At 42.7% G+C, this 13,811-nt stretch carries 12 protein-coding genes and 1 pseudogene; 7 read left to right on the top strand and 6 right to left on the bottom strand.

All coding sequences use genetic code 11. The features are described 5' to 3' along the window. Positions 1-2 precede the first annotated feature (2 nt). From KJ365_RS11600 to KJ365_RS11595, 3 genes are all read left to right on the top strand, one after another. Complete coding sequence (locus KJ365_RS11600; RefSeq protein ID WP_214451805.1) at positions 3-653, top strand: flavin reductase family protein; 651 nt, start codon at positions 3-5, stop codon at positions 651-653. Continuing rightward, positions 650-781 (top strand): hypothetical protein, encoded by a 132-nt coding sequence (locus KJ365_RS16940; protein ID WP_284731281.1) that lies wholly within the window; start codon positions 650-652, stop codon positions 779-781. The genes KJ365_RS11600 and KJ365_RS16940 overlap by 4 nt, the downstream gene beginning before the upstream one ends. Positions 782-956: 175 nt before the next feature. After that, positions 957-1,247, top strand: a complete 291-nt coding sequence (locus tag KJ365_RS11595) for a high-potential iron-sulfur protein (RefSeq protein ID WP_214451804.1) — start codon at positions 957-959, stop codon at positions 1,245-1,247. A 100-nt stretch (positions 1,248-1,347) separates the two neighbouring features. Here the strand turns inward: KJ365_RS11595 and KJ365_RS11590 are convergent, their stop codons facing one another. Continuing rightward, the gene (locus KJ365_RS11590) at positions 1,348-2,967 is read right to left on the bottom strand and encodes an amidase (protein WP_352109390.1); all 1,620 of its coding nucleotides are present in this window, start codon (positions 2,965-2,967) and stop codon (positions 1,348-1,350) included. Positions 2,968-3,092: 125 nt separating this feature from the next. On the opposite strand from KJ365_RS11590, the gene KJ365_RS11585 reads away from it, so the two are divergent. The 4 genes from KJ365_RS11585 (at position 3,093) to KJ365_RS11570 (ending at position 8,800) form a co-directional block, all read left to right on the top strand. Beyond that, on the top strand, positions 3,093-3,695 hold the full coding sequence (locus KJ365_RS11585) for a glutathione S-transferase family protein (protein WP_214451913.1): 603 nt from the start codon (positions 3,093-3,095) through the stop codon (positions 3,693-3,695). 119 nt (positions 3,696-3,814) lie between these two features. Next, a complete protein-coding gene (locus tag KJ365_RS11580) occupies positions 3,815-4,582 on the top strand; it encodes a delta-class carbonic anhydrase (protein ID WP_214451802.1) in 768 nt (255 codons plus the stop codon). Between the two features lie 137 nt (positions 4,583-4,719). Continuing rightward, entirely contained in the window at positions 4,720-6,039 is a 1,320-nt protein-coding gene (locus tag KJ365_RS11575; protein ID WP_214451801.1) for a cyclic di-GMP phosphodiesterase, read from the top strand. Between the two features lie 97 nt (positions 6,040-6,136). After that, positions 6,137-8,800: a M14 family metallopeptidase gene (locus KJ365_RS11570; RefSeq protein ID WP_214451800.1), complete on the top strand. Its 2,664-nt coding sequence runs from the start codon at positions 6,137-6,139 to the stop codon at positions 8,798-8,800. A gap of 70 nt (positions 8,801-8,870) precedes the next feature. On the opposite strand, the gene KJ365_RS11565 is transcribed toward KJ365_RS11570, so the two are convergent. The 5 genes and pseudogenes from KJ365_RS11565 to KJ365_RS11545 all read right to left on the bottom strand — a co-directional run bounded on the left by KJ365_RS11565 (position 8,871) and on the right by KJ365_RS11545 (position 13,503). After that, positions 8,871-10,184: an ATP-binding protein gene (locus KJ365_RS11565; RefSeq protein ID WP_214451799.1), complete on the bottom strand. Its 1,314-nt coding sequence runs from the start codon at positions 10,182-10,184 to the stop codon at positions 8,871-8,873. A 243-nt stretch (positions 10,185-10,427) separates the two neighbouring features. Then, a pseudogene (locus KJ365_RS11560) lies at positions 10,428-10,841 on the bottom strand (IS3 family transposase); the annotation flags it as partial. Positions 10,842-11,143: 302 nt separating this feature from the next. After that, positions 11,144-12,016 carry a hypothetical protein gene (locus tag KJ365_RS11555; protein WP_214451797.1) on the bottom strand — a complete coding sequence of 291 codons (873 nt, stop codon included), beginning with the start codon at positions 12,014-12,016 and terminating at the stop codon, positions 11,144-11,146. Positions 12,017-12,029: 13 nt separating this feature from the next. Further along, on the bottom strand, positions 12,030-12,647 hold the full coding sequence (locus tag KJ365_RS11550; protein ID WP_214451796.1) for a hypothetical protein: 618 nt from the start codon (positions 12,645-12,647) through the stop codon (positions 12,030-12,032). A 1-nt stretch (position 12,648) separates the two neighbouring features. Beyond that, positions 12,649-13,503: a TIGR04255 family protein gene (locus KJ365_RS11545; RefSeq protein ID WP_214451795.1), complete on the bottom strand. Its 855-nt coding sequence runs from the start codon at positions 13,501-13,503 to the stop codon at positions 12,649-12,651. Positions 13,504-13,811 lie beyond the last annotated feature (308 nt).

Here is a 13,811-nt window from a genome sequence, read left to right as displayed (position 1 = left end):
GCATGGCTAAATATTACGGTTCACAAGATATACAAAACCTTGATCAACGGGTCAGAGCAAATCTGATCAATAGTTTGTCGGGGTTTAAGAGCGCTAATTTGATGGGTACAAAGAGCGACAAAGGTGTTGAGAATTTAGCGATGATCAGCAGTGCGTTTCATGTTGGTGCTAACCCACCGTTAATGGGTATTTTGATGCGCCCGCACACGGTGACAAGAGACTCGCTAGAAAACATTAAAGCATCAGGGTTTTTTACGCTCAACCACGTCAACGAAACCATGGTTGAGCAAGCGCATCAGTGCTCTGCGCGATATGAGCCTGATCAAAGCGAATTTGCAGCCACGGGGCTTACTCCCCAGTATTCAGAAGGCTTTTTTGCGCCTTACGTGGCACAGAGCAATATTAAGTTAGGGCTTGAGCTACGCGAAATACAGGTACTCAACATTAATCTCACAGAGTTGGTTATTGCACAAATTGTCGAAATTCAAACGCATGCAGATTATCAATTAGAGGATGGGTATCTAGATATAGACGCTGCTAATTCGGTATGTGTGTCTGGGCTAGATAGTTATCATCGTACCGAGCGTGTTGCGCGATTAAGTTACGCAAAACCCGATACTCCGTTACATTCAATTTGGAAGAAATCAACATGATCCCGAATCTTGATCAGTTATTACTGGTGTGCGGCATCGCACTGGCCTTTGTTGCGGCCATCGTGTGGCTGTTAATGAAGCTGCCTGAGCAAGAAGATGAAAGCCCAGGCGCAGATGATGAGCAATAACAAACATTGACATCGCGCAACCGGTTTCTAAATCAGATTTGGTAGATCTTAATTATTGGTGTATAAGTATAAACAGAATATGTTTTTCAAAGGCTCACCTCATCGGTGGGCCTTTGTCGTATTGGCCTAGCGTAAAAAAGAATAATTATCATTATTGTTGGAGAAAGGAAGAGCTATGAAAAATCTTGACCGTCGTGACTTTTTAAAACTATCAGGTTCTACCCTTATTGGTATGACCCTTGGTGGCGTTGCTTTGCGTGCAAATGCACAAGAGAAGTTGGCGTTAGACGATCCTACAGCCGTTGCATTGAAGTACGTGCATGTATCTGAGGTTGAAGGCGAGTATTGCGACAACTGCATGTACATTCAAGGCGAAGATGGCGCAGAATGGCGTCCATGTGCCATATTCCCAGGGAAAGTGGTTGCTGCTAAAGGTCACTGTACTGCATGGATGAAAAAAGGCTAAGCTATAAACCCTTAGCGATGCTATAAATCATTCATTGATAAAAACAAAAAGTCCGATGCTTTTAAACATCGGACTTTTTTTATGCTTAGGTTTTTTGTTTTTAGTTGGCTGCTTTAAGAGGTCGCATTGCAGCCTCAAATTCACTATGGTCCGCGCCACGTCTAGCAAACTCAGGTGTGATTATCTTGTTGCTGGCTTGCTCATATTGATAGGCAAAATTGAGCATAAGCGCATCGCTCCACTGTGCACCCATAAAGCTAACATTGATAGGCAGCCCTCGCATATTACCCATCGGCACAGATACTTGTGGATATCCTGCAATGGCAGCCATCCAACCTGCGCCAGCAGAGCCACCTGTAAACCCATCGCCAAAGACAGGGTCAATAAGGAAGGCAGGGGTTTGTGAGGGCATCATAATCGCATCAATATTGTATTGGCTAAGCAACTTATCAATGCCCTCGTCTCGCGTGCTTTTGCGCAAAAAGGCTAAGATCTCTTCATATTCTTGGTCGTATCCATTGGTGGCTTGCGCATCCTCAAACAAAGACTGCCCAAAAATAGCAAGCTCTCGTTCACTTTGTGCATTAAAGGCGATCACTTGTTCCAACGTGCGGGTTTTAACTTGTGGTGCGCTGTTGGCCAAATAGGCATTGAGTTCGTGTTTAAACTCGATTAGTAGTAATTGTAATGCCTTTGGCCAAAAGCCTTCAGGGGCTTGGTATTCGGTGATGTCCACTACCTCAACACCTTGCGCTTCTAAAACGGCAACGGCTTCATCGAGTGCCGATATGATCTCTGGATGATTGGATTGTACGGCTCTAAACACGCCAACACGTTTACCCTTTAGAGGGGTATTTAGCATGGCAGTATAATCTTGCTTCTTTTCATCCGCTTCGATGGTTGCTGCATCGAGTGCGTCAGTTCCTGCCATGACGCCAAGCATAATGGCAGCGTCTCTTACCGAGCGGGTCATAGGACCTGCGGTATCTTGGGTAACAGAAATCGGTACAATGTGCGTGCGTGAAAGCAAACCTACTGTAGGTTTCACGCCTACCACACCATTCATGGCCGACGGGCAAATAATGCTGCCGTTGGTTTCAGTGCCAATGCCAAGAGGAGAAAACTGCGCAGCTATGGCCGCACCGGTGCCCGACGATGAACCACATGGGGTGCGATCGGTACTATGAGGGTTGTGGGTTTGACCACCTATGGCGCTCCAACCTGACACAGAGTCATTATCTCTAAAGTTAGCCCACTCAGACAGGTTGGTTTTGCCCAATATAATGGCTCCGGAGGCTTTTAAGCGAGCAATAATGGGCGCATCACGCTTGGTATCATTATCCATTAATGCCAATGAGCCCGCTGTGGTGGGCATATTAGCGGTTTCGACATTATCTTTTACTAGTACGGGCACGCCGTGCAGGGGCCCAAGTGCTTGGCCAGCTTTAACTGCCGCGTCTTTTTGCTGCGCCAGCTCTAGGGCTTGAGGGTTAAGCGTTATTACTGATTGTATAGAAGGACCGTTTTTGTCGAGCTGCTCTATGCGAGTCAAGTAGGCGTTCACGACTTCAACGGATGTTAGCTCTGCCGAAGCAATCTTTTCTGCTATCTCACTTGCTGTCATAGTGGTGATGTCTTGTGCCGCGCTAGAAAATGCAACTAGCATGGCGCTGCCTGCAATGATTAGCGTTTTGCGGACACTCGAATATAGTTTGCTCACGTGCTTTCCTTTCATGATATTTATGAGTAGCCTTATAAGCTAAAGAAGTTTGTAATTAATGGCAACCACGCGCCGCAAATTAATTTATACAGCGCTAGCGCTTGCAGCAGGAAATGACAATGCAAATGAAAATATACGGGGACGCACTCTCGGGTAATTGCTACAAAGTAAAGCTCACGGCAGAGCTTTTAGGCTTATCATATGAGTGGTCTGATATCGATATTTTGCAAGGGCAGACCAAATCTGAAAGCTTCCAACAAAAAAGCTTCGCAGGAAAGATCCCCTTATTAGAACTTGCTGATGGGCGCGTTTTGGGCGAATCAAACGCGATTATTAATTATCTTGCGCATGGGTCAAGTTTACTTAGTGAAGACCCATTTGTACTTGCAAAAATACAGCAATGGCAATTTTTTGAGCAATACAGCCATGAGCCCTACATTGCTGTGGCAAGATTTATTCAACTCTATCAGGGACTTCCGAAATCTCGCCTAGATGAGTACAAAGAAAAACAAAAGCAGGGTTATCAAGCGTTGAATGTGATCGAGAAACAGCTCGCTTTTACCGATTTTCTTGTCAACAATTCCCTTACAACCGCAGATATCAGTTTGTACGCTTACACCCATGTCGCCCCTGAAGGCGGCATTCTGCTTGATAATTACCCCAAAATCAGAGCATGGATTGAGAGAGTAGAAGCACTGCCTGGTTATGTAAAAATAGGCTATTTATAAAGCTTTTTATGCTCATATGTTATAAAGCTTTTTAATCTTTCGCCTCAACGCCCCGTAAACCTTTGTAGACAGTTTGTTTTATGCAAACCGTTCTTAACTTAGGATCGAGGAAAAACAACATGAAAAAGCTATTAATGACGGGTCTTTTGACCTTAGCAAGCACGTCTGTGCTTGCTGCTGATGTATGTGAAGGATACGGACCTCAAACAGGTCGTGATATTGATTCACGTGAAGGCGAAAACAAAGTTATCTTTTCTATGGCGCCACCGGCATCTGAAATGAACCTTTGTAATATTCACTTTCATAAAAATGCTGAGCATAAAGCAAAAGACTTTTCTTTACCTGCCACTGAAGGCGCAGGTTTTATGTGCGGCATGAGCCAAAACCTCACGGCTGCTGAACTAAAAGCACCAGAAGGCAAAGTATGCGGTAACTTAAAGCCGGGTGATACCATTGAAATGCATTGGGTACACACCTCATGTGACGTTGCTCCTGGTCCTGGATTAGGTAGCTGCTTGTCAGACGCTTGTGCCAACCCTAACCTTCGTGTTGAAACACAAGTATTTACGCTTGTAAATGATTCATCAGCGATGGACTTCAACGACATGGATTATGACGGTAATACGGTAAACGGTTACCATCAAGCTAAGTCTATTCCAATGACTACTGGTGCGCCGGTTGAGTTCCTTGGTTCAACGACTGGTCCTTCATTTACTGAGCAAGCATGTTCACCACTTCAAGTCAGCTGGTCTGTACGTCCACATTGTGCGAAGTTAGACATCAACAGCATTCAAACTTGGTGTGAAAGCAACGAATTCGAAGAAAAAGAAGGTCATGGTGTACGCCAGTTAGTAACCGACAAGCGTTTATTGTCAGTTATCAACTAAGCTAGACCGCGTGCTGTGTGCACGTATTTAAAGAATTGAAAACGTCGAGCTGGTCTCGGCGTTTTTGTTTATCTAAAGTATCTAGTTTTGCGTATTGATGCCGATAACTTCCTTATGTTTATCTCGCGTTTAACGAAATGACCACAACGTCTACTCATACAATTTCAGTTAACCAGCTAGCGCCTGGCATGGTGCTATGCGCGATTGTCGAACAAACCGGCCGTTTGGAAGTTAAGAATAAAGGTAAGATCCGTCACGAAGGGATCATATCTCAACTTATCGCCTCAGGGGTGTCTACGGTAACTATCGAGACAGAAGACGATATGCTTGTACCTGAACCCGTTCAAGAAAAGCCCCAAGAGATAAAAGCACCACCTCCACCAAGACCAAAGCCACCACCTCTGCCTAAATTGCGCTTAGAAGACATTCTTGAGCCTGAAGATGAGCCTGAAACGGTGGATGCTACCGATATGATTGATTTGTCGGATGCCATAGACTTATCAGATGATACCGTATCAGAAAAACATCTCGTCAGTGAAAACGAAGAAGTAGAGGCGGCTGAGCAACTGATCATAGAATGCAAAAAAACGCATCACGATATTGTCGATAAATTACAAAAGAACGTGCCCATCGATGTCTCAAGTACGCGAGCGCTAGTTAATGATGTGCACGATAACCTTGTGCGTAATCCAGATGCGCTGTTGTGTTTGAGTATGATCCGCAATGAAGGTCAGTATGTGACTAACCATGCAATGCACGTGGCTATCTTGCTTTGTCATTTTGCGCGCTTTTTAGGGATGACAGATGAAGAATGTCAGCGTATGGCATTGATTGGGTATTTCTTTGATATTGGTATGTTAAAAGTGCCAAAAGACATTTTATATAAACAGGGGCGTCCAACGTTAGAAGAGCAGGAACTGATACAGTCTCATGTTCAGCACTCACTTGATTTACTGGCCCCGTTAAACCTTGGTCAAGATGTCATGTTAGCTATAGAGCAGCACCACGAGCGTTTAGATGGTAGCGGTTATCCGAAAGGCTTAAAAGGTGAGGATATTCATATATACAGCCGAATGCTGGCCATTGTTGATTGTTATGAAGCGATGACGACCAATCGGCCGTTTCAGAAAAAAAGCAGTCCAGCAGCAGCATTAAAGCTGATCAGTGATACACGCTATGGGTATGATCAAAAGCTCGCCCTAAAATTCATACGATGCATGGGCGTTTACCCTATCGGTAGCTTGGTTATTTTAAGCAATCAGCGCATAGGTATGGTCATAAAGCACAATAGCAATAGCGCATTAACACCTACGGTGAAAGTGTTTTATTCGATATCATCAAACGAATACATTGAACAAACCGACATCGATTTGTCGTCACCCTCATGCAAACTCAAAATTGAACAGCCAACCTTACCCGAGCATTATCGCTTAGATTTAAAGCAACTTTCTTTTTAATATATGAGTCTGAAGCCAAGCTAGCGATTGCATCGATTGCGTGTAGTGTCTATTCTAAGAAGCGTAATATTCAATTTACCACTTCTTATGGAATCTTATGCGCTCATTTAAATACTACTTTTCACTGGCGGCTTTGTTTTTTAGCGTCTCTTTGCTTGCTCAAACGAAGGCCATGTGGCCTGATGCCGAATATTCACAAGATATCCCAACGGTTGAGTCTGTTTTAGGTTATTCGATTGGCGAACGAATAAGCTCTCACGCAGATATGCTGAAATATTTTGAAGCCTTGCAAGAGGCTGCGCCACAGAGAATGGTCATCAATCATTACGCAAAAACGTGGCAAAACCGCGATTTGATTTATGCGGTCATAAGCTCCCCAGAAAATATGGCCAAACTCGAAGAGCATCAAGCAAACATGCAGCGTTTGTCTGACCCACGCACCACTAGCAAAGCGGATGCACAGAGCATCATTGATGGGATGCCAAGCTCCGTATGGCTAGGCTACAGCGTACATGGAAATGAAATTAGCGGCACCGACTCTGCCATGATCACCGCCTATCATTTGCTTGCCTCAACCAATCAGCCGGTGGTTGATAAAGTATTAGCAAACACCCTCATTTTTATTGACCCTTTACAAAACCCAGATGGCCGCGAAAGATTTACCTCCCGTTATTATGCCACTGTGGGTATGGAGCACAGCCCAGACCGCTTTAGCGCAGAGCATAATGAACCATGGCCTAACGGACGTTCGAATCACTATCTGTTTGATATGAACAGAGACTGGCTGGCCGTGACTCAGCCCGAAACAAAAGGCCGCATTAAAACGATGCTGCACTATAGACCGTTAGTGGTTATCGACTTACATGAAATGGGTGGAGACAGCGGCTATTATTTTGCGCCAGCGGCTAGGCCTATAAATCCGTTTATGACCCCTGAGCAGCTAGAGAACATAGCGCTAGTGGGCAAGAAAAACGCCGATTACTTTGATGAGTTTGGCTTCGATTATTTTACGCGCGAAATCTTTGATGCATTTTACCCAGGCTACGGTGACAGCTGGCCAAAATTTTATGGCGCATCTGCTTCTACTTATGAAGTAGGCTCATCGCGCGGTGAAATATTCCGAAGAGCGAATGGAGAGCTTTATACTTACTGGGACAGCGTACAGCGCCATTTTGTCGCATCCATCTCAACAATTGAAGCGACTAGCGACAACCGCGAAAAGTTACTGCGTGATTACTATGAATATCAAGTAAGCGCGATTGACGCAGGGCGCGATGCAGACGAACGCACTTATATTATTCCTACCCAAAAAGACCGAGGTACAGCGCATCGTTTGGCTACATTGCTTGCTGAGCATGGTGTTGAAGTGACCCAAGCCCAAGAGAGCTTCAAGTTATGTGGGACGGATTATCAAGCTGGCGCGTATATTGTTGATTCAGCGCAGCCAAGGGGCCGTTACGTGAGTACTGTGATGACCCAGCAAGTGGATATTGCTCAAGATTTTATTGACGAACAAGAGCGTCGCCGCGCGCGCAAACTGCGCGATGAAATTTACGATGTTACCGCATGGTCATTGCCGCTTATGTTCAATGTTGACGTTGATACATGTGACAGAGCAACCAAGGTCGATGCTGCCGTGGTCAATGCCGACACGCCACTAGAGGGCAACCTGACTAATCCAGATGCAAAAGTCGCTTATATTGCTCCTTGGGGTGATGCTGCTAGTACGCGTTTACTTACCAGCTTGTTAAGAAACAACGTAAAACTCAAAAGTGCAAGTAAGCCTTTTGTGATAGACCAAAAACGTTACCCTTCTGGAAGCCTCATTATTGAAACTGCCAGAAACAAAGATATCGACTTGGTGTCAATCATGGCCGATTTAACCGCCACCACCGGTGCAATTGTTGATGGTGTTGATTCAAGTTGGGTAAGCGAAGGGCCAAACTTTGGCTCTGGCAACGTGGTCGATGTGAAGGCACCCAATATCGCCATGGCTTGGGACCAGCCCACCAGCAGCCTCAGTGCAGGTAATACGCGCTTTGTTATTGAGCGCAGCCTGGGGTATCCGGTAACGGCCATTAGAGCAGGTATGCTTGGCTCTGCAGACTTATCGAGATACCAAGTATTGATTTTACCCTCTGGTAACTATGCTGCGAGCAAGTCGACAATTAGCAACATACAAGAGTGGGTAAAAGATGGTGGCGTGCTTATTACCTTAGGTCGCGCAACGTCGTTTGCTGCAAGTAGCGACGCTGGTTTGCTTGCACTTAAACGAGAGCTGGCGCTTAAAGAAGATGAAGCAGAAAAACCAAGCGAAGAAGATGAAGTGCCGGCAATAAAGTTGACCTCAAAGGCTGACTACTTTAACGCCATTGAAAACCACAAAGAGTCACCCGACAGTGTCGCTGGTGTACTTGCAAGGGTTGATATAGACACCGAGCATTGGCTTGCCGCTGGCGTTGACAGCTCGGTGTTTGGGCTCGTCTCTGGTCGCGATATTTTTCAGCCTATTAAATTAGCCGATGGCGCCAACATTGGCTGGTATTCTGATCAAGAGTCGCTATTAGCAAGTGGTTACTTGTGGCAAGAAAATTTAGAGCAAATGCCGTTTAAAGCCTTTATGGTGCAACAAGACATGGGCAGAGGCATGGTGATTGGCTTTACTCAAGATATTGGTGTGCGAGCCTACTTAGATGGTTTAAACATCTTATTGGCCAACAGTGTGTTTTTAGCGCCTGCGCATACTCGTACACTGCACTGAGGTTGAGTAAGCGATAATATTGTTGATAGGCAAACAGGGTTTTTAAGCCAGAATTGTAGTAATAACGCTTCTACCATCTCTGTTGTAGATTCTGGGTGAAGTACAAAGGCATCACGATATTGGTTTGTTCTAACGCTGATGAGCCTTGTGTACCCGTTAACTTAAAGGTTTTATTGGGTGCACATTTTTCAACGTAGGATGCCAACGATTTTGCTCTTGTACGTTTGCCACTTTTTACTTCCACAGGGATGATATCGCCTTCATCAGTTGCTAAAATAAATTCGATTTCGGCACGGGCATCGTTCCATGAATAACTTGGCTCAACGCCAATGGCAGTGAGCTCTTGTTGCACGAAGTTTTCAGCGACATAGCCTTTGTATTCGTAATTTTGTTGCTTAATCTCTTTATAACTAACGCCTAGCATATGGTTGAGTAGGCCCACGTCAAACATAAACAGCTTGACCATATTTTCTTTTTTATAGGCCGCCAGCGGAGACTTCGGCAAGCCTTCAATAGGGTAGTTTGGCAAGGCTAAGCGGCAGCAGTTAAGCCAATGAATTGCGGTTTCAAAATCGCTGTAACGAGATTTACGCTCATGCACATGTTTGAATTTAAAGCGTTTAACGGACTCATCGTTCACAAGTGATAGCTGAGCTGGAATGCTATTAAACACAGATTCAATCACAGTGGCATCGACTTTGCCCGCGTACTTACCAAAATCGCGGCGATAACCTTCAACTAAATCGGCATGAATTTTTGTAACTTTTTCAACCCGTTCTAAAATGCTTGAATCTTTAAATCTATACCAAGCAGAAATAGCTTCCGGCATACCACCGGTAAAGAAGTAGTCTGTTAGTTTATCCATCAATTTAGTGTGTACTGCCGGTGTGCTTGCTTGATTATCAAACGCTTTGATCAGCGCTTGCTCGTTGGATGCGTAAATAAATTCTTGGAAGGTCAGTGGTCGTAAATTGTATTGTTCTACCTTGCCCACTGGGAAATTGTTGAGTAAACCAATATTTGAGCCACTGGCTGCGACAAAATAGGACGGTGCTTTTTCGGCAAAATACTTTAGTGAGGTAACGGCGCGTTCGCATTCGCCAATCTCGTCTAATACCAACAGATCGGTTGCGGAGTTGAACGCCTGATTAGTCAAAAGCTCAATGTTCATTAGTAGCTCGTCGGGCGACAGTGAACCATCGAAGGCTTCTTTGTAGGCGGGATTTTCAAGAAAGTCGATGCGCAGGATGTTGTCAAAGGTGTTACCAAACAACTTTTCCAGCAGATAGGTTTTACCCGTTTGTCTTGCGCCATCTATCAACAATGGCTTGCGCATAGGTTGGTTTTTCCATGCTATTAGGGCGTTGAGTAAGTTGCGTTGCATTGTTATTTTTCGCTAATTTAGATTGTTAACGACGTATACTATAACCTAAATCACATTTTTATGCGCATAAAAGTGCTAAAAATTACATTTGTATGCGCGTAAAAGTGTGAAATGGTTTGGATTGAATATAAAACAGCTCCTCAAAAGAGCATCAGAACACACGAGATTATATCGGCGACATCAACTCGTGTAGCCTGCAGAAAACCTAAAAAAGTTTGTGAGGTATGAATCGACCAGACTTTACTAGACAGATTTTCGTTTGAATTCTTCTAGCTTTTCATAAGCAAGTGGAGGCATGTTATTCGCTTCCCCATGCTTGCGTCTAGAGTTATAAAACATTTCGATGTAATCGAATATGTCAGATCTTGCATGTTCACGTGTTGTATATATTTTTCTCTTCACCCGTTCTCGCTTGAGTAGCTGGAAGAAACTCTCTGCAACAGCATTATCGTGGCAGTTTCCTCGACGGCTCGTACTGGCTTTTAGATTGTGCTCTGTTAAAAAGTCACTCCACTCATAGCCTGTAAATTGACTACCTTGATCGGAATGTATGAGCACCTGCTTCTTTGGCTTTCTTCGTCATACAGCAGCCAGGAGAGCTTGAGTAACGAGTTCCGACTCCATGCGAGAGCTCATTGACCAACCAACAACGGCGCGGAGGTTTTGGTAGAGAAAATGTTGGTACAGACTAATTCAGTTGTTTGCACTTTTATGCGCACTTTATTGCTCTATATCGAGTTGCCGTTGAATAAGCAGCTAGAGAGTGAATCAAACACAAACATGGGCCGCACAGGTTAGGTCGAGACTAATTCAGATAAATGCCTATAAACCCCTATTCTATATTCTGGATCTTAATATTGAGTATGACTTAAAAATATAAATAAAGTAGCGCTTTAATGTTTGTATTTCAATTTTAAGTCCGCAAAAATCACCGACAAGTCACCGCATAGGTTTGTACTTTAGTAGCACAAATATTGAAAGTTAAATTCTCTCATTACATACGCTGATGCAAAAGAGAACTCATCTAGTGTTGACGTTAGCGAAAGCATTAAATGTTCAGGAAGCTCGATACTATTAGTGTCTAAATCAGCTAACTGTAGGCAGGATATGCCGCCATATTCTGAAAACTCATGGAGCATTTTGTCGATCTGAGTAGATATTTTTTCTTGATTATTTTCTCCAGCCTCGGCAAGTAAAGCGCAGAGTGAAAATTGGTACATATCAGCACTTTCATCGTCCTCTGGCGTTACATAAACTCTTATAGAGTGAATTTCTTCTTGGTGCTCTAACAAAAACTTGGTAAACCAATAATCGGAGTCGCGCAAGTAAGAAAAAAGCAGCTGATTGAATTTATCGGGAAAAGGCTCTCTGAAGTAGGTTAGTAACCTCCAATCAAGTAAAATCTTTTTACTTCTAGGGGGTAACGCACATTTTATTTCTATACAACTGTCTTCAACGGCATCATATAGATTTTGTTTATTAATTTTTGTTATAAGAACTTCTTCTAGTTCATAGTAATGATCTTCAACTTTTAGTATTAATTTACTGTAATCCCCACCCAGTAAAAGATGTTCAACTTTGCTCTTGTCTTTCACTTTACATCTCTTTAATTGAGCGAGTTCTACATATTTACTAGCATTTGCAATAGTGCAGTCTTGGGTAAGTGCAACAAAAAGGTGTTTGGGGGATAAGCCTTTGTTTTGTGAACCGCCAAACCTACCATTTTGAATTAAAGGTAACAGGGCCTTGTAAGATTCGGTTTTTTCAGTAATTGAGCTTACAAAACCAAGCACTGTTCCTTGTCTAACTCCTATTTCGATAAGTTCCCGCACGAACTACTTCCTTTTATGCCATACGTCCAATACCAGATAATCTTAGGTTTGATTTAGAATCATCGATTTTGGATTTGATAGTTGTAACATTTCCTATTTTGGCAGCAACCTCCTCGATAAAGGGTCGTGTCTTCTCCAATTCGTCTCTATTTTGCATAAAGTGTTGTAATAAAGTCTTACGATTTATCAGAGTGTTTCTCATGCCTGTTTTGATAGTATCACCAAAATTGGACTCAATATCAGCGATAAAATCATAAACTTTCTGGTAATCAGTCATATCCTTAACGTTTGCACCTTTTCTGTGTAGATCTAGGGTAGCTCTAGATACACCAACAAGTTTAGCAATTTCGTTTATCTTTAGACCCAATACCTTTTGAGATAATAAAACACAGTCATTAACTGTAAAGAGTCTTTGAGTATCAGAGTTGCTTTTAGCCGGAAAATCAGTAGTAGGTAAAACAACCTCAGTCAAAACAAGATGAGAATTGTTGCCGGGTGCCCCAAGCAAAGCATACTGCTTATTATCATGAGTTATTCTTATAGGTAAGAATCTAGCGTCGTTAACTACGTATTTAATATGTCCGGGAGGTAGCGCGTTAGCTGACCCCATCGCCATATCCAAATAATCCATATTAATTCTCCACTTTCCATACTTTGTTACAAACATCTGGATTAATCATCAGATCGAATGTTTTGCGACTTTCTCTGTAAAGCTCCTCTAATTTATCCCGCATTTTTTCTTTCGGTACTTCTAATTGATCAATTAGTGAACTACAACAAGTGTGCACAATAGCGTAATCATTATTTTGATGATATCCAAATAGCCTGTCTGAATTTATTGGCATTGCCAATTTATTATCAGGCTCTATCAAAGAATCAGGTAACAATTTACGTTTTAACGAATTAATAAATTTCAGTTGCTCTAAATTTACAGATACCTTAGTCCTTCCACTGCTTAAAATACGAGTAAATTGAATAGCACCCACTTTAAGCATATCATCTGTTTCACTATAAAACTGATTGTTGGGCATAGCAATTGAATTAAACATATCTTGCAGAGCGTGCTCACTAGGAACGAAAAGATCCACGTAGTGCAACTCTACTTCACTTAGACTATTACCTATAGCTATCTCGTTGTTTTTACATAATTCAACAAATCTGCAAAAAGAATCAAGAAAACTAGAATGATTATTATATTCAGTTAGTCGTAGTTCGAGAGCATTCTCGTTTATTACAGCACATCTTTTTCGGTTGGACGAAAAATAACCGACTCTCTCTGAGTTCGATGGACTAGCACTAAATTGATTATCTGATTGTTTAAATTGAATGCCTTGAACTTTACTTAAGGTGTAAGAATCAAACCCTAATTCTTTGACCGAAAGTAGAAAACCCTTGTATTTATCTTCGCCATAATTTCCGATGGATTCACTAAAGATTAGCTTTGCTACGGCATAGATTACAGGAGGGTTCTGATACTTAACGGCCATTGAGTAATCTCCATTTTAGACATAAAACTAGACATTTTGTTAGACGTGATTATGAACCAGAAGTTCCAAAAGTGCAATTTTTCATACGTTTAATAAAGCGAAAGCTCTCATTTTCATCCGAACTTCCAAACTCAATGGTCATCAGAGCTTCACCACTAGCCCCATGCCTACTCTTTGGTTTTCTCAGGTTAATCATTGTTTTCATATCACAACTTTCTTTTTTATCCTTCACTTAGATAAGAACATTATCAATCGCCCTATCAATTTCTGAATGGCCTCTGTAGTTACGTTATCACCATTATCATCAA

The sequence above is a fragment of the Glaciecola sp. XM2 genome (genome assembly GCF_018595715.1).
Taxonomy (GTDB): domain Bacteria; phylum Pseudomonadota; class Gammaproteobacteria; order Enterobacterales; family Alteromonadaceae; genus Glaciecola.
The sequence above is the reverse complement of the archived record's forward strand: the minus strand, read 5'-3'. Positions and strand labels throughout refer to the sequence as shown.